This window comes from Microbispora rosea (assembly GCF_900156315.1).
In the GTDB taxonomy this organism is placed as follows: domain Bacteria; phylum Actinomycetota; class Actinomycetes; order Streptosporangiales; family Streptosporangiaceae; genus Microbispora; species Microbispora rosea.
The window spans coordinates 158815-180501 of record NZ_FTNI01000006.1 but is presented as its reverse complement, the minus strand read 5'-3'; the positions used below and the strand labels follow the sequence as shown (position 1 = coordinate 180501).

Sequence of the window (21687 nt, the reverse complement as noted above, 5' to 3'; positions counted from 1 at the left end):
ACACCGCCGGGGAAAGAGGTGGAATAAGGGGCGGCAGGTCCCCATTCAGCGAGGAATGCAGTCCATGCCCGTACTCGCAGCACGAATCAGTGGCGGCCCATCACCGGAGCCTGGTCTTCGTGAACCGGCGGAGCTCGTGACCCACCGGCTGGCCGCGGAATTCCTGACCGTCCCCCTGTCCGCAGTCGCCAGGTGCGTCGCCGACACCTGGGCCTGCGGCGAGCATCTGGGACTCGACGTCACACCGGAGATCGTCGAGCGGGTCGCCCGGGAACGCCTCCTGGGCATGGTCAACTCGGCGCCGCCTTCCCGGAGGTGAGGTGCCGCGCGGGAGTCACCCGGCGGGCGTCCCGGCCCGTGCCCGTACGGCGGGCACGGCCGGGGCGGCAGATAACGGGGAAGTCACCGGGCCGTGTTCCTGATGCCCTTCGCGGCGGGAATGCGAGAGGGTGGTCACCGTGAGCGAGCGGAGCGAGATCTCGTGAGTCGCCGGCGCCGACGTGACCCCCGGGAGACCCGGCCGCCGGACGACGTGTTCGCGGAGATGCTGCTGGCGGCCAGGGAGCTGCTCGCCGTCCGCAGCCCGCTCGACGCCGAGCTCATGGTCTCCGACATGCTCGGGGCGTGGTGGGGCAGGCGGCTGCGCGGCGGCGACGTCGAGCAGATCCTCGGCGAGGGGCTGGTGGACTACGCGGCCAAGGCCGGCACGCCTGCCGCGCTCACCCTGCTCGTCTCCGTCGCCTACCTCGGCACCGCCCGCCAGGCGGCCAAGGCGGAGGGCGCGGCGCTCGCGCTGATGGAGTCGGACGTCGCCAGGCCCCGCTGGGCGGACCGCGTCGGCGCGGTCAAGCCGACCGGCTGCTACGTCTCCCGGGACGTGTACGGCGACCAGGACACCGTGGTGTGCACGTTCGCCTACAACGGCGAGGACAGGCACGCGCTCGTCGTGGTCGTCGACTACAACATGGGCGGCATGGCCCGCGACGCCTGGGTGTCGTCGCAGGTCGACAAGCTGCTTGAGCAGGCCAGGCTGGAGGCCGCGGGCAACGCGCTGCTGCGGTTCGAGGAGCTGGAGCCGCAGCAGGCGCGGGCGCTGCTGGAGTTCGCCATGAAGGCCACCAGGGCCGCCGCGCACGGCCGCACCGCGCGGAAGCTGGTGAGCGACAGCTACAGCGCCTACCACGCCTTCGCCCGGGCCCGGATCAAGGCGCTGCCGCCCGGGCGGATGAGGCCCGCCCCCGCGCACACCGAGGCGCCCTACAGCCGGGACCGCCGCGCGATGCTGGCGGCCGAGTTCCTCGCCTCGGACGCGGCGGAGAACCTGTCGGACCCGTCGGCCGCCTCCCGGTGCGCCGACCACATCATCGACTACGGCTGCGACCAGGACTTCGGCCGGCCGATGCGGGTGAGCCCGACCAAGTGCGAGACGTTCCTGCTCGACTGGCTGCCGCGCAAGGTCCTGCTCAGCCCGTCGGAGCAGGACGCGATGCCGCACGTGCTGTCGGCGTGGGTGCGTTTCGCCGGCCCCCGGATCGGCCTGCCCGATGAGGGGGTCCGGGCGACGCTCGACGCGGTCTGGGAGGCGACGGCCCGCTTCACCGAGGCCTACCGGGACCCGACCACCTTCGGGCTGGACCGCTCTCTCGTGGAACGGCTGCTGCCCGACGGCGACCTGTCCGCCCTGGCCCGGCGGGCGTTCGCGTTCCCCCTGCTGCAGGGCATGCGCGGCTCGACCAGCCTCGACCTGCTGAACCCGGCGGACGAGGCCGACCGGCGCATCCTGCTGGAGATCGACCACGCCGACGAGCTCGGCCGTACGGACCTGGAGGAGCACCTCGCCTGGCACGAGGAGATCGCGAGCCGGCTGTGGGTCGGCGACCCGCCGCAGCTGTGGGAGGCCGCCCAGCGCCTGATCGACCTGGGGCACGACCGGCACGACGTGCTGCACGTCCTCATCGAGATCGCCGAGCGCATCGGCGACCATCCGGACGAGCTGGCCGCCGCACTGGACGACATCGCCGACATCCCGGACGAACCTCCCACCTAACCGTGGCGACCCCTCTCCCTGCGGCAGGATGGAGACCGCACCGAGCTGCGGGAGGCAGGGCGATGAACGCTGGTGTGATGGACCTGAACGCCGATCTCGGAGAGGGTTACGGGATCTGGCGGCTCGGGGACGACGTGGCCCTGCTCGACCTGGTCACGAGCGCCAACGTCGCCTGCGGCTTCCACGCGGGCGACCCGCTGATCATCCGCCGCACCTGCGCGGCCGCGGTGGACCGCGGCGTGGCGATCGGCGCCCAGGTCTCCTACCGGGACCTGGCCGGCTTCGGCCGCCGGGAGATGGAGGTCGACCCCGAGGAGCTGTGCTCCGACGTCCTCTATCAGCTCGGCGCCCTGGACGGCATGGCCAGGTCGATGGGCGGGCGGGTGTCGTACGTGAAGCCGCACGGCGCCCTGTACAACCGCGCCTGCCGGGACGAGGAGCAGGCGGAGGCCGTGGTGGCGGCCGTCGCGGCCTTCACCGCCGCCGCGGCGCTGCCGATCCTCACGCTGCCCGGGTCGGCCCTGTCGCGGGTGGCCGCCCGGCACGGCGTGCCGACGGTGGCCGAGTGCTTCGCCGACCGCGCGTACACGCCCGAGGGGACGCTGGTCCCCCGGAGGCGGCCGGGGGCGGTGCTGCACGATCCGGACGAGGTCGCGGCCCGCGCCGTGCGCATGGCCACGGAGGGCGTGGTGACGACGATCGAGGGCGGCGAGGTGCGCGTCGGCGCCCGGTCCGTCTGCGTGCACGGGGACACGCCCGACGCCGTACGGATCGCCACCGCCGTCCGCAAGGCGCTCGTGGAGGCGGGCGTGACGGTGGAGCCGTTCACGTGACCGCCGGGCCTGTCCGTGCCCCCACGGGCCCCCACGGGTCGCCTCCGGCGCGCCGGAGGCGACCCGTGGGCGGCCGCTCAGGAGGCGTAGCCGATGTCCTCGTACCTGAGGTCGAAGAACCCGTTGGCCCCGATGTTGGCCAGCGCGGACCGCACGGCCACGCCCTGCGGGCTCTGGTAGAGCGGCAGCACGTTGACCTTCTTCCAGACCAGCCCGTCGGCCTCGTTCAGCAGGCCGGGCACCTTGCCGGGGTCGAGCGTGCTGCCGGCGCGGTACATCGCCTCGTCGATCTGCTTGCTCCCGCTGCGCCCGAGGTTGGAGTACCACTCGACGTCGTCGCCCCGGCCGCCGGTCTCACCGTTCGCGTAGATGTCGAAGGCGCTCGACACCGGGAACGGCGTGCTCGGATAGGCGAAGGCGGTGATGTCGAAGTCGCCGGGGATGAGGTGCTTGCCGAAGAAGTCGTCGAACGACACCTTGCGCACGTCGACCCGGATGCCCACGCGATCGAGCATCTGCCGGGCGACGTCGGCCTCGACGCCGCTCATGACGATGCCCTCGGGGACGACGAAGCGCAGCGTGAGCGGTTTGCCGTTCTTCACGCGGGTCTTGCCCGACAGCTTCCAGCCCGCCTGGTCGAGCAGCCGCCCGGCCCGCTTCGGGTCGTACGCGCCGATCTCCCCGGCGTTGGCGCGGTAGCCGTACTGGCTGTTCATGAGGAAGTGGTTGTCCAGCGTCACGGTCGGCCAGCCGAGGCCCTTGAGGTCCACCTGCATGAGACCGCGGCGGTCGAGCGCCGCCGCGACGGCCTCGCGCACCCGCGCGTCGGCCAGGATCGGGCTCTCCCCGTTGAAGGTGAACTGCCGATACTGGGTACCCGCGGCCTGCCGGATCACGGCGTCCCAGGCCTCCCTGACCCTCGCGTAGTCGTCGGGGGACGGGCCCACCTCGAAGAGGTCCACATCTCCCCGGGTGAACGCGTGGACCATCTGGTCGGGACGCACGGTCCGGAACTCGATGCCGTCCAGCTTGGCGCGGTTGCCCCACCAGGCGGGGTTGCGGGTGAGCGTGACCGTCCTGCCCTTGGCGTCGAGGCGCTGCACGCGGAACGGCCCCGCGGTCACCGGGATGCGGTTGATCCAGTCCGCGTTGAACGCCGCCGCGGTCGCGTTGGTGGTGCTGGGATACAGCGGCGTGAACAGGGACTGCCACTCGTTGAACGGCTGGGCGAGGGTGACCACCACCTCGCGGTCGCTCGCCCCCCTGGCCACGCTCTGGATGTTCTCGTACGCGATGGTCGAGTCGACCCGGTAGTCCCGGTCGCGGCCGCTCATGGCCTTCCACTGCGCGGCGAAGTCCGTCCAGGTGATCGGCCTGCCGTCCGACCACTTCGCCTTGGGGTTGATGGAGTAGGTGACGACCTGCCGGGGGGAGGTCGCGGTGATCCTGGCGTTGGTCACGTAGTCGGTGTCGAGGGTCAGCCGCCCGCGCTCGTCGGACCGGAACGTGCGGGGCATCAGCGCGTCCGTCACCGCCTTGACGCCGGTGCCGTCGCCGTCGATGTGGTTGCGGTTCCACTGGGTCGGGAAGTCGGTGAGCCCCCACCGGAGCGTGCCGCCGTCCTTCACCTTGTCACGGGCCAGCGGATTGATGTCGTACGCCTTGACCGGGGAGGGAGCGAGCCCGCTGTCCGGTTCACCCGGCCCCCGCTGCACGCCGCAGGCACCGGCGGCCCACAGAGCGGCCAGTGTGGCCAGGACAACCGGCCATCGTGCTCTCACGTGCTTCTCCGATCCTCCAGCTACCATACGCAGTCGATTAGTAGCAGGAAGTGACGGCCTGCGGCCATCGGGACACGCGTCCGGGGGTCCCCTACGCCGTCAGGACAACTCGTCCACCGCGCTGCGGACGTCCTCGCTGGTGATCGTCGTCAGCTCGGCGGCGTTCGCCGACGCCTGCTCGGCGAGCCGGACGTCGCGCCGCAGCGCGGCCCGCTCGTACAGCGACCGTGCGAAGCGGCCGTTGCCCAGCCCGTCGATGAGTCCCTCCCGGCACACCCAGTCGAAGACGTCGGCGAGGTCGCGGGCGGCCGAGGCGTCGAACCTGTCCCCGCTCCCGGAGGCGAGCAGCTCCGCGATCTCGGTCAGCTCCGACGGCCTGTAGGAGGGGAACGACACGCGCTGGTTGAACCGGGAGGCCAGGCCGGGGTTGGTCGCCAGGAAAGCGTCCATCTCGCGCTCGTAGCCCGCCAGGATGATGACCACGCGGTCGCGGTCGTCCTCGGCGCGCTTCAGCAGGGTCTGCACCGCCTCGGCCCCGAAGGCGTCGCCCCCCGAGTAGCCGGTGTTGACCAGGCCGTAGGCCTCGTCGATGAACAGCACCCCGCCGAGCGCCCGGTCGACCAGCTCGTTCGTCTTGATCGCGGTGGCGCCGAGATGCTGGCCGACCAGGTCGGCCCGCGACGCCTCGACCACGTCGGGCCGGGCCAGCAGGCCCAGCGCGGAGAAGATCCGGCCGAGGATGCGCGCGACGGTCGTCTTGCCGGTGCCGGGAGGGCCGACGAACACGAAGTGCCGCATCTGCGACTGGACCGGCAGGCCCTGCTCCTGGCGCATCCTGGCCACCTTGAGCTGGGCGGTGATCGCGTGGACCTGCCGCTTGACCGGTTCGAGGCCGGCCATCGTGTCGAGGTCCGCGAGCGCCTCGTCCAGGGTCGGGGTGACCTGGTAGCCGCGGTATCGCGCGGTGATCTCGTTGAACGCCTTGGTCACGTCGTCGGCGGTGGTGGTGACCAGGTCCTCGCCGCGCGGCGCCCCGCCCGCGCTCACCACGCGGACGTCGCGGGCCTGCGCCGCGGCCTCGGCGAGGCTGCGGGCGAAACGGGCGTTGCCGAGGTCGTCGACGAGCCCCCGGCGCTCCACGTCCTCGAACAGCCGGCGCAGCACGGGACGGGCCTCGGGGGCGAGCCGGTCGCCCCGGCGCTGCTGCAGCGCCTCGGTGATCTCCAGCAGCTCCGCGGGGCTGTAGCTGGGGAAGCGCACCCGGGTGGCGAAGCGGCTCGACAGCCCCGGGTTGGACGCGAGGAAGTCGTTCATCTCCCGCTCGTAGCCGGCCAGGATGACGATGAGCCGGTCACGGTCGTCCTCGGCCCGCTTGAGCAGCGTCTGCACGGCCTCCGCGCCGAACCGGTCGGGCTGGCCGTCGCCCGAGTTGATGAGGCTGTACGCCTCGTCCACGAACAGGACGCCGCCGAGCGCGCGGTCGATCAGCTCGTTCGTCTTGATCGCCGTGGCCCCCAGGTACTCCCCCACGAGGTCGGCCCGCTGCGCCTCGACCACGAACGGCGTCTCCAGCAGCCCGAACGCGTAGAAAATCTTGGCGAGCGACCTGGCGACGCTGGTCTTGCCGGTCCCGGGAGGGCCGACGAACACGAAGTGGCGCATCGGCCGCTCGTTGGCGTAACCGGCCTCCCTGCGCAGCCGGGCCGCCTCGATCGACGCGGCGATGGCGCGCACCTGCTCCTTGACCGGTTCGAGGCCGATCATGGACTCCAGCTCCGCGAGCGCCTGCTCGACCGTGATGGGCGGCGGAGCGCCGGTCTCGGCCGCGGCGGACTGGTGGCCGCCCGCCCTGCCGCGCACCTGCACCTGGGTCTCCGCGCCCGCCGCCTCCCGCTCCGCCTCCGCGCGCACCCTGCGGGCCAGCACCAGGCGGTAGAGGAGCACGGCGGCGGCGACGCCGTACGCGCCCCACAGGGCGGCGGACGACGACAGCGGCGACAGCGACAGCGCGACGACGCCGGCGGGCGCGAGGGCCATCAGCGTCGTCAGCCACGGCGGGACCCAGCGGATCAGGTGGGCGGCGACGCCGGTCAGCGCGCCCAGCAGCATCAACGCGCCGGGCACGATCGACTGCCCGCCGAACACGCCCATGAACAGCGGCAGCAGCAGGCCCCACCCGGCGAGCACGAGCACGGTCGCGGCGGCGCGCGGGTAGCTGAGCGCCAGCGCGAGGAAGCACAGCGCCAGGAACGTGTAGATGAAGGTGGGCGCGAGCGACCAGTTGAGCGCCGCGGCCAGTCCCATGGTGGCGACGAGCAGCACGACGAACAACGCGCGTCGCGCGAACGGCGGAAGTTGGAAATAGCGGAAACGCACCTGTTCGAACAGATCACGTGCCGCAGTCCGGCTTAAGAGGCTCGCCGCCCGTGCCCTGTCGGAGTCCCGCATCGACGCCTCCCCGCTTCGACCCCGGTTATACCGCACGTGCGAACGGAATGGGTGGACCCATGCGGCGCGGTGAACCCTGCACGTCGCCGGAGCGGGACGCCCGCCCGAGCCGGGTGGTACGCGACTACCGGATGCGGGCGGATTGCTCCGCGTGACCACCTGGGGTGATACGGATCCGGCGATTTGTTCCCGACATCACCCGAAGGGCTGAGAGATCCGCTTCCCATGGCCTAAGCTGCCACGCATGTTCCAGCCGGCCGGGATTTCGGAGCAGGAGCACTGAGCGGACTATGATCATGGTTTCGGTCGAGTCCGCCACCGTCCGCGCCGCGGGTGCCCTGCGGGAGCACAGGGCGAGCCGGTGGTCGGTGCTCGTGCTCCTGTGCTTCAGCCTGCTCCTGATCGCGGTCGACGCGACCGTGCTGCACATCGCCGTCCCGGCGCTCACCGCGGCCCTGGAGCCGTCGTCCGTGCAGCTCCTGTGGATCATCGACATCTACTCGCTGGTCGTCGCGCCGCTGCTGGTGACGTTCGGCACGCTGGGCGACAGATATGGCAGACGGCCCTTCGTGCTCGGCGGCTACGTGGTGTTCGGCCTGGCCTCGCTGTCGGCCGCGTTCGCCGCGACGCCGCTCGCGCTCATCGTCTCGCGGGCCTTCCTCGGCGTCGGCGGCGCGATGATCATGCCGGCGACGCTCTCGATCATCCGGCAGGTCTTCACCGACCGGCGCGAGCGGGCGATCGCGCTCGGCGTCTGGAGCGCCGTCGCCGCCGCGGGAGCGGCCGTGGGGCCGCTGATCGGCGGGGTCCTCGTCGAGCACCTGTGGTGGGGCGCGGTCTTCCTCATCAACGTGCCGCTGCTGCTGGTCGCGTTGCCGCTCGCCGTACGGATCCTGCCGGCGTCGCCGCGGCGGGCCGACCATCCGTGGGACGCGCTGAGCGCGGCGCTGTCCACCGTGGGCATCCTGGCCGTCGCGTTCGGGCTGAAGGAGGCGGGGTCGGGGCACACCCTGGGCCGCGGGCTCTCGCTCGCCGTGCTCGTGGCCGGTGTCGCGCTGCTCGTCTGGTTCGTCCGGCGGCAGCGGCGGCTGCCGTTCCCCCTGCTCGACATCGGGCTGTTCGCGCAGCGCGGCTTCGCGACCGGCGTCGGCTGCGTGTTGCTGTCCATCTTCGCGCTGGTCGGGCTGGAGCTGATGCTGGCGCAGTATCTCCAGCTCGTGCTGGGGCTGTCGCCCCTGCAGGCCGCCGTGCGGATGCTGCCGCTCATGGTCGCGGCGATCGCGGGCGGCCTGGCCGCCGCGCACGTGCTGGGACGCGTCGGGCTGCGCGCGACGGTGGGCGGCGGCCTCGCCCTGACCGCGCTGTCCCTCACCCCGGTGCTGACCTGGGGAACCGAGCAGCATCCGGTGATGCTGACGGCCTGCTTCGTGGGGATCGGCTTCGGCGTCGAGGTCGCCCTGCTGGCGGCGTCGGACACGATCATGGCCACCGTGCCGGAGTCGCGGGCCGGGGGCGCCGCCGCGATCGAGGAGACGGCCTACGAGCTCGGGGCGGGCCTCGGCATCGCCGTGCTCGGGACGATCACCACGATCGTGTACGCCCCCTCCCTCACCAGCGTCCCGGGGATCCCGGCCGGGCTCATGGCGCAGGCGCGCGAGTCGCTGGCCGCGGCCGCGCACGTGGCCGACGAGACCGGCACGACCGGAACCGCGCTGCTCGAGGCCGCCCGCGCGGCCTTCGTCACCGCCCTGCACTCCACCATCGTCGTCAGCCTGGCGCTGCTCGCGCTCACCGCGCTGGCCGTGGCCCTGCTGCTCCCCCGCCACGTTCCCACCCCCGCGAGCGCCGATGCCGAGGAGTCCGACGGCGTACGGACCTGAGCGGGCCGGACGCATGACGGCGGCGCAGTCGGGGAAGTGTCCGGGCAAGTCACCCCCCACCCAGAGTGAGAAGCCGTGAAGAGAACCTTGCACGACTTAGCCTCGCTGGCCGCCCGCATGGGCGTCGGCGGGATCTTCTTCGCCAACGGCTGGCAGAAGCTCGAAGCCGGCCTCAACGCCACCGCCGACCAGTTCACCGCGCTCCAGGCCCCGCTGCCCCACGTGTGGGCGCCGGTGACCATGCTGACCGAGCTGGTGGGCGGCACGCTGCTGATCGCGGGCCTCGCCGTGCCGGCCGTCGGGCTGCTGCTGTTCGCCGAGGCCCTCGCGGTGTTCGTGGTCACGGCCGGAGACAACGGCCTGCCGCTCACCGGAGGCGACATCGAACTGATCGTGGCCCTCGGGGCCGCCTCCGTGCTGCTGGCCGTCACCGGCGCGGGCCGGATCTCCGTCGATCACATGGTGGTCATCAAACGGCGCGAGGCCGAGGCGGCCGGAGAGTTCGCGGCCGACGCGGAGGCCGACGCCGTCATCGCGGCGCTGCGTCCGCCACGGCCCGGCGAGCCGGGCGCGGGCGAACCTCAGCCCCGCCCCGCCCCGTCCGGGCCCGCTTCCGGGGACCGGCAGTCCAAGCCCGCCCCCTCCACCGGCTCGCCCGCGTCGCCGAAGCCGGCCCCGGCGGGCGGCTCCGGCGAGAGCGCGGGCTCCACCGCGGCCGGAACCGGGGCCGGAACCGGGAGGGCGACGGAGCGGCCCGGCGAGGAGGCCACGACGACGGTACGCAAGGCCGCGCCTCGCCAGCGGCGCACCCGGCGAGAGGACGAGACGACCACGGAGAGCCGGGCCGAGGCTCGCTGACGCCGGGTCAGGCGTACGGGCCACGGGCGCGGCCCTGGACTCAGGTATGCGGAATGCGCAGGGGCCGGCCGCCCCGGTCAGGGCTCCCGGGAGAGCGGCAGGCGCAGGAGGAAGCGCGCGCCGCCCGGGCTGTCGATGATCGTCAGCGTGCCGCCGTGACTCTCGGCGATCTGCCGGGCGATCGGCAGGCCCAGACCCGCTCCCCCGGCGTTCCTGCTACGAGCCGTGTCGAGCCGGGTGAACCGCTGGAAGACGAACTCCCGCTGGTCACGTGAGATCCCCGCGCCGTCGTCGAGCACTTCGAGCACGGCCATGCCGGAACGGAACCGGGGGTCGCCGTCGGGCGGCTCCTCTCTGCGCACCTCCAACCGCACGGTGGTGACGGCGTGCCTTTCGGCGTTGTCGAGGAGGTTGGTGACCAGGCGGCCCAGCCGGATGCGGTCTCCCCGGACGACCACACCGGGAGTCAGCTGCGAGACGATCCTCCTGAGCGGACGGCGGACGTCCAGTTCGGCGGCCACGAGCCCGCCGAGGTCCAGCGGCTCGCGCTCGCAGGGCGCGCCCGCGTCGAGACGGGCGAGCGTCAGCAGGTCGGAGGCGATCGCCTGGAGCCGTTCGAGGCTCTTCAGCACGGCCGGACCGATCTCCCGCAGGTCGGACTCCTGCGGCGCGAGCAGCGCGTCCTCCACCTGCGCGCGGATGGCGGTGATCGGGCTGCGCAGCTCGTGGGACGCGTCGGAGGTGAAGCGCCGTTGCTGCTCGAGCGTCTCCTCCAGCCGGTCCAGCGTGTAGTTGACGCTCTGGGCGAGGTCGTGGATCTCCCCCTTCGCCTCGGGGACCGGCACCCGCCGCCCGAGGTCCGACGCGTTGATCTCGTCGAGCTCGGCTCTGATGGCCCGCACCGGGGACAGCGCCCGCTTCACGCTGCGCCGGGTGCCGTACGCGACGGCGGCCGTGACGAGCACGGATCCCGCGGCCAGACCGGCCACCAGGCCCGGCGGCACATCGAGTTCCTGGACCGGCGCGGCGCTGTAGACGGTCCAGTCTCCGCCGTTGGCGTAGACCTGCTGCGCGACCACGACGTGACACTGGTCCGCGCCGAAGACGCCACCGCAGACCTCGCGCGTGGCCTTGCGGCTCGGCGCCGTGGGACGGAAGGTCGCCATGGCCGGCTTTCCGGCGATCTCCGGCGTGGCCGAACGCACCCTGCCCTGCGGGTCCACCACCTGGACGGATTGATCCGGCCCACTGGGGGGCAGCACGCTCCCCGCCAGCCCATGGTCCACGAGGTAGGCGACCCGCCCGCCCGCCGCCGTCACCCTCAGCAGAAGGCTGTCCCGCGCCGCCAGGTGCAGGGACCACACCAGCACGATCGAGAACGCGGTGCACAGCAGGGCGACCACCGTGCCGGTGAACAGCGCGATGCGATTCCTGACCGACCAACGATCCCAGAAGCCCACGTGATCGCCCACTCACGACGTGGCCGAATTACCCATGCGTAAGAAATTTACCCTTCAGGGCGTTATTAATCGGTAACGGAACAAACCGGACGAGATGGTCCTGTTGGGTCGAAATGCTGACACGCGCCACACGACCGGCAAGCGGGTAAAGGAGCCTTCCGGACTGCCCTCCCGGATGGTGGGATATGGGGTATGAACGCCGCCGGACCACTGCCGGTGATCGACGTCACCGCCCTCACCGGCCCCGGGACGGGCCCCGGGACCGGCCCCGCAGCGGGCCACGAGCGCGCCGAGGTCGCACGCCGGATCGAGGCCGCCTGCTTGGACAGCGGTTTCTTCTACATTACCGGCCACGGGGTGCCCGAGGCCCTGATCGCGGAGCTCAGGGACGCCGCGGCGCGCTTCTTCCGGCTGCCGGAGGAGCACAAGTCGCGCATCTCCATGGAACGCGGCGGACGCGCCTGGCGCGGATACTTCCCCGTCGGCGGCGAGCTCACCTCCGGCCGGCCCGACCTCAAGGAGGGCGTCTACTTCGGCGCCGAGCTCGACCCCGACGACCCCCGGCCGCTGCACGGACGCAACCTCTTCCCCGAGGAGGTGCCCGAGCTGCGCCGGGCCGTGCTCGCGTACATGGACGCCCTCACCCATGCGGGGCAGGCGGTCATGCGGGGCGTGGCGCTGAGCCTGGGACTCGACGAGGACTACTTCGCCGCCGGTTACACGGCCACGCCCACGATCCTGTTCCGGATCTTCCACTATCCGCCGCCGACGTACGCCGGCCCCGAGGAGTGGGGGGTCGGCGAGCACACCGACTACGGTCTGCTGACGCTGCTGCTCCAGGACGACAATCCCGGCCTCCAGGTGCACACCTCCCGTGGCTGGATCGAGGCGCCGCCCATCCCCGGCACCCTGGTCTGCAACATCGGCGACATGCTCGACAAGCTGACCGGCGGCCTGTATCGGTCGACCCCGCACCGCGTGCGCAACGCCACGGGCCGCGGCAGGCTCTCCTTCCCCTTCTTCTTCGACCCGGGCTGGGACTGCGAGGTGCCGCCGTTGCCCTCCCTGCCCGCCCGCGAGGGGGGCCGCGCCCGCTGGGACGGCCTGGACCTGCGGGCCTTCACCGGCACGTACGGCGACTACCTGACCGCGAAGGTCGCCAGGGTGTTTCCGGGACTCGGCGACCGGGTGCTGCCTCCGGCCTCCGGAGCACGTGAAAATATGTAATCAAGAAAGCGGTGTAACCGGCACAATAAGCGCCATGCCTCTCCCCCGCTGGTTCGCCGAGCGCGTCGAGCCGACCGCTCCGGACGCAGAACTGCGCGTCTCCACAATCGAGCTCTTCTTCGACCTCGTCTTCGTCTTCACGATCACGCAGCTCACGTCGCTGCTGGTGGACGACTTCACCCGGCGGGACGGAGCGGGGTTCACCGGCCAGGGCACCGTGCAGGCGGTCCTGATCTTCGGTCTGCTCTGGTGGATGTACTCCGGCTACGCCTGGCTCACCAACACCGTGCCGCCGGAGCGCGCGGCCCGGCGGGTGCTGATCCTGTGCGGCATGGCCGGATTCCTGATCATGGCCCTGGCCATCCCGCACACGTTCTCGGGCAGCGGCGTGGCGTTCGCCGTCGGTTACCTCGTCATCGTGCTCGTTCACGGCGGGCTCTATCTGCAGGCGACGGCCGCCATCGCCCGGGTCGTGCCGTTCAACCTGGCCGCGACCGCGCTCGTCTTCGTCGCCGCCTTCGCCGGTTCGCCGTGGAACTACGCGCTGTGGACGGCGGCCCTCGTGCTGATCTGGCTGAGCCCGATCTTCATCGGGCAGAAGGGCTTCCCCCTGCACCCCGCGCACATCGTCGAACGGCACGGCCTGCTCGTCATCATCGTGCTGGGCGAGTCGATCGTGGCGATCGGCATCGGGGCGACCGACGGCCACCCGGGCGCGGCGCTGATCATCGCGGCCCTGCTGGGCCTCGCCCTCACCGCGTCGCTGTGGTGGGTGTACTTCGGACGCGGCGAGAGCGGGCCCGAGCACGCGCTGATGCGGGCCGACGTCGTCCAGCGGACACGGCTCATCCTGGGCGCGTACTTCTACGCCCACATCCCGATCCTGCTCGGGATCGTCGCGACGGCGGCCGGAATCAAGAAGGCCGTCGGCCACGACCACCTCGGCCTGGGCCCCGCCGTCGCGCTGGCCGGGGGAACCGCGCTGTTCCTGCTCGGCGACCTGTGGTTCCGCCGGGTGCTCGGGATGGGGCGGACCGCCGTACGGGTCGCCGCGGCGCTGCTGGCCGCGGCGACCGTCCCGATCGGCCTGTGGTCGTCGGCCGCCCACCTCGGCGCGCTGGTCGTCCTGCTGGTCGCGATGACCTGCGTGGAAACCGTCCTCTAGGGGCCGGCCGCCTCAGTCCGCCAGGCCGTTCCCGGCGATCACCTCGCGATACCAGCGGGCGCTGTCGCGCGGCGTGCGCTCCAGCGTGTCGTAGTCGACGCGGACGAGCCCGAACCGCTTCTGGTAGCCCCGGGCCCACTCGAAGTTGTCCATCAGCGACCACACGAAGTAGCCGCGCAGGTCGGCGCCCCGGTCCATCGCCGACCGGGCGGCGCGGAAGTGGGCGTCGAGATAGGAGATCCGGCCGGGGTCGGACACCCCGTCGGGAACGGCGGCCCCGTTCTCCGTGATCATCAGGGGCACGCCCGGGTAGTCGCGCGACAGCCGTACGAGCAGGTCCTCGAGACCGGCGGGATTGATCTCCCAGTCCATCTCGGTGACCTCACCGTGCGGGTCCTCCCAGGCGATGCCCTCGCTGCCCGGATACTCCAGATGCCCCTCGGACGAGGGGTCGGCGACCACCCGGTTGACCGTGTAGTAGTTGACGCCGAGCACGTCGATCGGCTGCGCGATCGTCGGCAGGTCGTCCAGGTTGACCTTGGTGAAACGCTCAAGGTGGGCGAGGACGTCGGCGGGGTACTCGCCACGCAGTACGGGGTCGAGGAACAGCCGGTTCGCCAGCCCGTCGACCAGGCGGGCCGGCTCGGGGTCGCCGAGGACCGGCGTCAGGTTGAGCGTCAGCGAGACGGACTCCACGCCCCCCGCCCGCAGCGCCTGCACGGCCAGGCCGTGCCCGAGCATCAGGTTGTGGGCGGCGGTGAACGCGGCGGCCGGGTCGGTCACCCCGGGCGCGTGCCGGCCCGAACCGTGCCCGACGAACGCCGACACCCAGGGCTCGTTGAGCGTCGTCCAGAGGCCGACGCGGTCGCCGAGTCGCCGGTGCACGACGGCGGCGTAGTCGGCGAACCGGAAGGCCGTCTCACGGTTGGTCCAGCCGCCCGTGTCCTGCAGCGTCTGCGGGAGGTCCCAGTGATAGAGCGTCGCGACGGGCGTGATGCCCTTGGCGAGCAGGGCGTCGACGAGCCGGTCGTAGAAGCTCAGGTCGGCCAGGCGCGGCCAGGCCACCGAGAACCGGTAGGCCTTGAGCCCCAGCCACGCCATGATCTCGACGTCCTCGAGATAGCGGTGGTAGTGATCGCAGGCCACGTCGCCGGTGTGGCCGTCGGCGACCATCCCGGGGGTGTGGGAGAAGGTGTCCCAGATCGAGGGGACGCGGCCGTCGGCGTGGACCGCTCCTTCGATCTGGTACGACGCGGTCGCGGCCCCCCAAAGGAAGCCGTCGGGAAAAGAGGTCATCGTGAACTTTCGCGAATCGTCAGCCGAGGTTCGAGGAGCGTCGACTCCGGCACGGCCTGGCCCTCCAGCTTCGCCATGAGCAGCCGGACCGCCTGCCTGCCGACGTCCTCGGCGGGAATGAGCACGGAGGTCAGCGCGGGGCTGGCCCGCTCGGCGATGTCGTCCGGGCAGATCGCCACCACCGAGACGTCCTCGGGCACCCGCCTCCCGAGGATCCGCAACGCCCCCAGCACATGGCCGGCGGCCGCCTCGTTGTGCACGACGAGCCCGGACAGCCCCGGCCGCTCGTCGAGGAGCAGCTTCACGGCGGCGTGGATCTCGTCGAACGACTCCTCGCAGGGCCGTGCGTCGGCCTCGATGCCGTGCCGCCGGGCCGCCTCGACGAAACCCGCCATCGTCCGCTCCGCGAAACCCGTGCCGCGCTCGTAGACCACGCGCGGCGCGCCGAGCAGCGCGATCTCGCGATGCCCGAGGTCGGCCAGGTGGTCGGCGCACAGCGCCCCGGCGTGGGCGAAGTCGAGGTCGACGCAGGTCAGCCCCTCGGGGTCGGCGGGGAAACCGATCAGCACGCTCGGCTCGGCGAGCTTGCGTAGCAGCGGCACGCGGGGGTCGTGGATCTCCACGTCCATCAGCAACAGCCCGTCGACCAGCGCGCTGGCCGCCACCCGATGCAGCCCGTCCGCCCCCTCGTCGGCCGTCATGAGCAGCACGTCGTGGTCGTACTGGCGGGCCGTGGTGACGACCGAGGTCGCGAACTGCATCAGGACCGGCAGGTTCATGCCGGCCCGCAGCGGCAGCACCAGGGCGATGACCTTCGCTCGCTTGCTCGCCAGCGCGCGGGCGCCGGCGTTGGGGTGGTAACCGAGGACCCGCACGCTGTCCAGGACCCGCTGCCGGGTGGTCGCCGAGATCGCCCGCTTGCCGCTCAGCACGTACGAGACCGTGCTGACGGCCACCCCCGCGTGCTTGGCGACGTCGGCGATCGTCACGGTCCTCACGGGCAGAACCCCAGCGCGCTCACCGCGACCCCCTCGCTCTCGTACACCACATAAAGATCGCGCACTCCTGCGGCTCCCGCCAGAGGGGTGCTCACCTCCACGAAATCATGCCTGGTCGCCGTGGGCGGGACGCTGACCGCGCCGGCGACCTCGCCGATCAGAGGATCGTCGAGCCGCAGCGTGACCACGCCGCCCTCGTCGCTCGACACCGCGAGCACGCAGGCGGACGAGCCCTGATCGCCGAGGTCGCAGTCCTTGAAGGCGATCCACGCCCCCGGTCCCGTGGAGCGGACCGCGTCGCCGGAGTCGAGAGCGGCGTCGCACAGCACCACACCGTCGTACTCGTCGTGATCGGCCGCGTCCAGTGGCCCCGAGGTCAGATCACGCGGCGGGATGCGTTCGCCGCGCACGCGGAACGACGCGCACAGCCGGATGTCCCCCGACGAGGCACCCACCTGCACCTTGTGCGTGGCCTCCTCGACCACGAACCTGCCGCGCGTCACGTCCCAGAAGGCCAGCTCGGCGACCGGCACGTCCACCGACACCGTACGGCTCTCGCCCGGCGCGAGCCGCACCTTGACGAAGCCGCGCAGCTGGCGCAGCGGCTGCTTCACCCGGGAGCGCCGCTGGTGGGTGTAGAACTGCACGACCTCCTCCCCCTCGCGCTCGCCCGCGTTCGTCACGGTCACCCGGGCGGTCAGCGTGCCGCCCGCGGCGAGGTCGGCCGGCGACAGCTCCAGATCGGAGTAGGCGAAGCGGGTGTAGCTCAGGCCGTGCCCGAACGGGTAGAGCGGCCGGCCACGGTAGTAGAGGTAGGTGGCGTCCGAGGCGATGATGTCGTAGTCGAATAGGTCGGGCAGGTCGGCGGCCGAGCGGTACCACGTCTGGGTGAGGCGGCCGCCCGGTCCGTCGTCGCCGAGCAGCACGCCCGCGAGCGCGTGGCCGTACTCCTGGCCGCCGTGGGCCGACCAGACGATCGCGGGCAGGTGCTCCTGCGCCCAGGTCACGGCGAAGGGGTAGCCGCTGGAGATCACCAGCACGGTCGCCGGGTTGGCCGCGTGGACGGCCTTCAACAGGGCCTCCTGCCGCTCGGGCAGCGCCAGCGTCGCGCGGTCCTCGGTCTCGCGGCCGTTCACCAGCGGGTGGTCGCCCAGCACGACGATCGCGACGTCGGCGCGGGCCGCCGCCTCCGCCGCGCGGGCCGCGCCGCTCTCCACCGGCTCCAGGGACAGCACGGACGCGGCGTCGGGGTCGTCGGTCGTGCGCACGACGCCGTCGGCCACGGTGACGTACCGGCCCGAGGAGATGTTGCGCAGCACCACGCCCCTCGGCCGCTCCTCGATCCGGAAGGTCTGGCGCACCTCCCAGCCGTTCGGTCCCGGCTGGTCGTTGGACAGCACGCCGTCCTCGCCCGCCGACACGTGCCGCCCGTTGGCGCAGGAGCGGAACGCGAACGCGCCGCCGCCCCAGTCGAACACGTCGAAGCAGGAGCGCTCGCTCCCCACGTGCAGCGGCCCGCCGTCGGGGTCGGCGGACGCGCCGACGTACCCGCCCTCGGTGCGCAGCGCCACCCGGTCGGCGCCCTCGCAGTAGACGGTCTCGCACCGCTCGGCGAGCCCCGCCAGGGCCGTGACCTGGTAGGGCAGCGTGCCGCTGTACCAGTCCTCGAACAACGCGTCGGCCAGCGGGCCGATCACCGCGACCGTACGCGGGTTCGCCAGCGGGAGCAGACCGTCGTTCTTCAGCAGGGTGATCGACTGGCGGGCCGCCTCCCGGGCGAGACGCCGGTGCTCGGGGCTGTTGACGACGTCGTGGGTGATGTCGTCGTACGGCGTGGCGGGGTCGAACTCGCCGAGCCGCACCCGGATCGACAGCGTGTGCCGGGCGGCGGCGTCGACGTCGGCCTCGGTCAGCAGGCCGCGGTCGAGCGCGGCCCTGACGTGGCCCAGGGTGGCGGCGGCGTCCGCGTCGTCCTGGGTGAAGCTGTCCAGCCCGGCCTTGATCGCGTGCGCGTACGCCTCCGGCAGGTCCTTGTGGTAGCCCTGCAGCCCGGCGAGGTTCCCCGGCGCGTACGCGTCGCTGACCACGAGGACGTCGTCGGGCGCCCACGTCCGCAGGTGACTGCCGATCAGCGGCGACAGGTGCGCGGGCCGCCCGTTGACGAGGTTGTACGACGGCATGACGGCCACCGCGGCCCCCGACTCGACGGCCGGGCGGAACGCCTTGAGCTCGTATTCGTGCAGCACCCGCGGCGGCAGGCCGCTGGAGGTCACGCACCGGTCGGTCTCGTTGTTGTAGCCCAGGAAGTGCTTCAGCGTGGGCGCCGTCTTCAGCACGGCGTGGCCGCCGCGCAGGCCGCGGGCGTAGGCCGTGCCCATGACGCCGGTCAGCCAGGGGTCCTCGGAGTAGCCTTCCTCGTTGCGGCCCCAGCGCGGGTCGCGCAGCGGGTTGACCACCGGCGCCCAGACGTTGCGGCCCACGCTCTGCGGGTCCTTGTGGTGGAAGGCCATGACCTCGTCGCCGGTCGCCTCGCCTACCTGGCGGACCAGGTCCGGGTTCCAGGTGCTGGCCAGGCCGACGGCCTGGGGGAAGACGGTGGCCGGGCCGTGCCAGGCCAGGCCGTGCAGGGCCTCGGTGCCGGTGCGGAAGCCCCGCAGGCCGAGCCGTTCCACCGGCGCCTGGTATTGGTGCAGCAGGCCGATCTTCTCGTCGAGTGTGAGCCTGCCGAGCAGGTCGTCCACCCGTTCGGCGGGAGACAGCGCGGGGTTCCGGAATGCCGGGTCCTGGTCATGTCTCGCCGGTTCGTTCATCTGGAGACTCACCCTTCGCGTCGAAGCGCTTCGATGACCTGCCGAAAAACGCGCCCATGGGGGCGTCGCGAGGATCCGCATGTTCGGTTGGAGAAGCGCCGCTGTCGAAGCGCTTCGAAAGGGTTACCGGAAGTTTCCGTCGTGTAAATCCGGGCTTATCCGGAAGAGTGCCCTCATCCTCGGCTCAGGTCAAGACCCCCGTCGCACCGGCTTTCACCCCGATGTCCCATCGGCGTCGGCGGGCGCGGGCCGGAGTCCCGGCCGGTCCGCGCCCGCCCCCTTCCGGCCGCGGCCGGAAGCCTCAGGTCAGCCGACGATCTGCAGCAGCGCCTGCCGCCTGGCCGCGGCGGGCTCGGCCAGGCGCTGCACCTGCCTGCCGTTCTTGTCGAGCACGACGAGGGTATTGGCGGTGCGCCCGGCGACCCGGACGACCAGACGGCCGTCGCGCAGGTAGAAGGCGCCGATGAGCGAGCCCTTCACCGGGATGGCGATCTTCTTTCCCGTGGTCACGTCGACCACGGCCGGGCGGAAGCCTCCCGGCCAGGAGCCGTCGCCCCCCGGCGCGTTCCTCGACAGCGGCGCCACGACGACCTTCGAGCCGTCGGGCGACAGGCTCTGCACGTGGTTGGCGAGGCCGACGCCCCTGACCTTGGTCGCCTTGCCGGTCTTCACGTCGAGGCGGTACACGCCCTCGGTCGTCCCGGCGTACCCGGCGAGGTAGCGGCCGCCCGCCGACCAGGCCAGGTGGCACACCCCGAGGGTCGTGCCCGCCTTCCTGCGGCCCCTGCCGTCGGCGCCGACGACCGAGACGGCGGCCGCGTCGGAGTTGCCCTTCCCCACGTACGCGACCTGCCTGGAGTCGGGCGACCAGACCGGGGTGGCGCACGGGAACCCGGCCGCGGCGCCCTTGGCCGCGGTCGTGACCCTGCGGCCGTCGCCGACCCGCACGTACCCGGCGGCGGTGATCCAGGCGAGCTTCCTGCCGTCCGGGGAGGCGGAGAACTGGCCCGTCATCGGCATGGCGCCCAGCTTCGTGAAGCCCTTGCCTGGCTCGTAACGGCTGACCGGGAACCCCTTGCCGTACGAGAGGTAGACGGCGACCCCGGTGAGGGGTTTGGGCGCGGCGGAGGCCCCGGCCGGAGCGGCGGACGCGGGGGCGGCCAGTGCGGGGGCGGCCAGTGCGGCCGTGAGCGCGGTGCAGAGCAGCAGGCGAGTGTTCATGATGGTCCAATTCGTCGACAGTGCGTTGTTCGACGCATCACGCCCCGGCCGGGTTCGCATCGCCCTCGATATTCGTACGGCTGCCGCGGGGAACGGCCCGCCCGGCCCCAGGGGACGACGGTCAGCGCTGCGCGGGCAGGCGCCCGGAGTCGACCGAGTCGAGCACCCGCGCGGCGGCCCCGAGCGCGGCCGCGCCGTACCCGAGCGTGGACACCTCCAGGCGGCAGCCTCCCCCGCCGGGGGCGAGCACCCTGCCGAACATCTCCTCCTCCGCGCACGCGACGAGCCAGGGCGCCAGCGGCACGTAGTAGCCCCCGAGGATCACCACCTCCGGGTTGAGCAGGTTGGCCACGGCGGCCATTCCCCTGCCGAGGTGGCGTCCCACGCCCTCCAGCAGCGCGAGGATGTCCGGCTCGCCGTCGCGGGCGCGCCGTACGACCTCGTCGATCTCGAGTTCGAGCTCGGACGGCGAGGCGTCGGGCGCCGTGTGGGCGAGGATCGCGCCGATCCCGGCGACGGCCTCCAGGCAGCCGCGCCGGCCGCAGCGGCAGGTGGGCCCGGCGGGGGCGATCTCGATGTGACCGATCTCTCCGCTGAAGCCCTGCCCGCCCCGCCTGAGCCGGCCGTCCATGACGATGCCCGCGCCCACGCCGACCTCGCCGGTCACGTAGACGAGGTTCGCGGCGTTGCGGTGGGGCCCGAACCGGTGCTCGGCCAGAGCGGCGAGGTTGGCGTCGTTGTCCACGAGCACGGGGAAGCCGGGGTCGCGCAGCGCCTTGGTGAGGTCGCCCGCCAGGTCCGCGTCACGCCAGCCCAGGTTGGGGGCGACCCGCACGATCCCGTTGACGTCGACCAGCCCGGGCACGGCCACGGTCAGGCCGAGCACCTGCCGGGCCTCCTTGGTCATCCGGCTGACGACCCGCCGGGCGAGCGCCGCCATGGCGACGACCGCCTGGGCCGCGCTGGAGGTCCCGCCGGGAAAGGACCGCCGCCAGTTCAGGAGCTCCTCGCCCTTGAGGTCCACCGCGACCGCCGTGATGTAGTCGACGTTGACCTCGATGCCGATCGCGGCGTACGGCGAGCCGTCCAGGACGAGCATGGTGGCGGGCCGGCCCACGCGGTGCTCGGTCAGGCCGGTCTCCCGGAGCAGTCGCCGGTCGATGAGGTCGGCGACCAGGCTGGACACGGTGGCCTTGTTGAGGCCCGTCGAGGCGGCGATGTCGGCGCGCGAGCAGGGGGCGTTCTCCCGGACGAACCGCAGCACGACCGCGAGGTTGGTCGCCCGCACGTCGGTGAAGTCGGCCGGCTGTGGCCCGTTGTGCGATGTGATCAATGTCCGCCCCGTTCCCGCTCGGGCTCATCATGCCGCAATTGCAAGCAATTTGACACGACAGCAGCGGCCGGAGTCGTGGCACTCGCGAACGCACGGGCAGCGCCGCGCCCGGCTTGGCACCGGCCACCGGTCCCAGCGCCTCCCGGGTAACCTGGTGGCACTCGCTCCTCCGTCATTTGTTTGGCTACGAAACTAACTAAAAGACTACCGTGGAGCGTCATGTGAATCCAGGGGCAAGCACCCGGGCGAGATGAGCGGGCCCCGGCGGGCCCTCGGCCGGCACCGGAAACACGGGCGCCGGAAACACGGGCGCCGGAAACACGGGCGCCG

At 72.3% G+C, this 21687-nt stretch carries 15 protein-coding genes; 7 read left to right on the top strand and 8 right to left on the bottom strand.

All coding sequences use genetic code 11. The features are described 5' to 3' along the window. Positions 1–136 precede the first annotated feature (136 nt). The 3 genes from BXA11_RS11215 to BXA11_RS11205 all read left to right on the top strand — a co-directional run bounded on the left by BXA11_RS11215 (position 137) and on the right by BXA11_RS11205 (position 2880). The gene (locus tag BXA11_RS11215) at positions 137–319 is read left to right on the top strand and encodes a hypothetical protein (RefSeq protein ID WP_373320547.1); all 183 of its coding nucleotides are present in this window, start codon (positions 137–139) and stop codon (positions 317–319) included. Between the two features lie 225 nt (positions 320–544). Continuing rightward, entirely contained in the window at positions 545–2047 is a 1503-nt protein-coding gene (locus BXA11_RS11210; RefSeq protein ID WP_076434554.1) for a hypothetical protein, read from the top strand. Positions 2048–2109: 62 nt separating this feature from the next. Next, a complete protein-coding gene (locus BXA11_RS11205; protein WP_030505718.1) occupies positions 2110–2880 on the top strand; it encodes a LamB/YcsF family protein in 771 nt (256 codons plus the stop codon). A gap of 77 nt (positions 2881–2957) precedes the next feature. Here the strand turns inward: BXA11_RS11205 and BXA11_RS11200 are convergent, their stop codons facing one another. Both BXA11_RS11200 and BXA11_RS11195 read right to left on the bottom strand, forming a co-directional pair. Continuing rightward, positions 2958–4661 (bottom strand): ABC transporter family substrate-binding protein, encoded by a 1704-nt coding sequence (locus BXA11_RS11200; RefSeq protein WP_083744143.1) that lies wholly within the window; start codon positions 4659–4661, stop codon positions 2958–2960. A gap of 99 nt (positions 4662–4760) precedes the next feature. Continuing rightward, positions 4761–7109 (bottom strand): AAA family ATPase, encoded by a 2349-nt coding sequence (locus tag BXA11_RS11195; RefSeq protein WP_083744142.1) that lies wholly within the window; start codon positions 7107–7109, stop codon positions 4761–4763. 290 nt (positions 7110–7399) lie between these two features. On the opposite strand from BXA11_RS11195, the gene BXA11_RS11190 reads away from it, so the two are divergent. Both BXA11_RS11190 and BXA11_RS11185 read left to right on the top strand, forming a co-directional pair. Then, positions 7400–8989, top strand: a complete 1590-nt coding sequence (locus tag BXA11_RS11190; protein ID WP_204053579.1) for an MFS transporter — start codon at positions 7400–7402, stop codon at positions 8987–8989. 75 nt (positions 8990–9064) lie between these two features. Then, a complete protein-coding gene (locus tag BXA11_RS11185; RefSeq protein WP_143734197.1) occupies positions 9065–9847 on the top strand; it encodes a DoxX family protein in 783 nt (260 codons plus the stop codon). A gap of 77 nt (positions 9848–9924) precedes the next feature. Here BXA11_RS11185 and BXA11_RS11180 read toward each other — a convergent pair whose 3' ends face one another. Next, the gene (locus BXA11_RS11180; protein ID WP_143734196.1) at positions 9925–11319 is read right to left on the bottom strand and encodes a sensor histidine kinase; all 1395 of its coding nucleotides are present in this window, start codon (positions 11317–11319) and stop codon (positions 9925–9927) included. Between the two features lie 180 nt (positions 11320–11499). Between BXA11_RS11180 and BXA11_RS11175 the strand changes: the two genes are divergently transcribed. Beyond that, positions 11500–12534, top strand: coding sequence for an isopenicillin N synthase family dioxygenase (locus tag BXA11_RS11175; protein ID WP_076434445.1), 1035 nt, complete (start codon positions 11500–11502; stop codon positions 12532–12534). 34 nt (positions 12535–12568) lie between these two features. After that, on the top strand, positions 12569–13699 hold the full coding sequence (locus BXA11_RS11170; RefSeq protein ID WP_076434444.1) for a low temperature requirement protein A: 1131 nt from the start codon (positions 12569–12571) through the stop codon (positions 13697–13699). A gap of 12 nt (positions 13700–13711) precedes the next feature. Here BXA11_RS11170 and BXA11_RS11165 read toward each other — a convergent pair whose 3' ends face one another. The 5 genes from BXA11_RS11165 to BXA11_RS11145 all read right to left on the bottom strand — a co-directional run bounded on the left by BXA11_RS11165 (position 13712) and on the right by BXA11_RS11145 (position 21357). Continuing rightward, positions 13712–14995 (bottom strand): GH1 family beta-glucosidase, encoded by a 1284-nt coding sequence (locus BXA11_RS11165; RefSeq protein WP_076434443.1) that lies wholly within the window; start codon positions 14993–14995, stop codon positions 13712–13714. Further along, on the bottom strand, positions 14992–15999 hold the full coding sequence (locus BXA11_RS11160) for a LacI family DNA-binding transcriptional regulator (RefSeq protein ID WP_076434442.1): 1008 nt from the start codon (positions 15997–15999) through the stop codon (positions 14992–14994). The genes BXA11_RS11165 and BXA11_RS11160 overlap by 4 nt, the downstream gene beginning before the upstream one ends. Next, positions 15990–18803, bottom strand: coding sequence for a glycoside hydrolase family 3 protein (locus BXA11_RS11155; protein ID WP_076434441.1), 2814 nt, complete (start codon positions 18801–18803; stop codon positions 15990–15992). The genes BXA11_RS11160 and BXA11_RS11155 overlap by 10 nt, the downstream gene beginning before the upstream one ends. A gap of 306 nt (positions 18804–19109) precedes the next feature. Beyond that, positions 19110–20024 carry a TolB family protein gene (locus BXA11_RS11150; protein ID WP_076434440.1) on the bottom strand — a complete coding sequence of 305 codons (915 nt, stop codon included), beginning with the start codon at positions 20022–20024 and terminating at the stop codon, positions 19110–19112. A gap of 121 nt (positions 20025–20145) precedes the next feature. Continuing rightward, positions 20146–21357: an ROK family transcriptional regulator gene (locus tag BXA11_RS11145; RefSeq protein ID WP_143734195.1), complete on the bottom strand. Its 1212-nt coding sequence runs from the start codon at positions 21355–21357 to the stop codon at positions 20146–20148. Positions 21358–21687 lie beyond the last annotated feature (330 nt).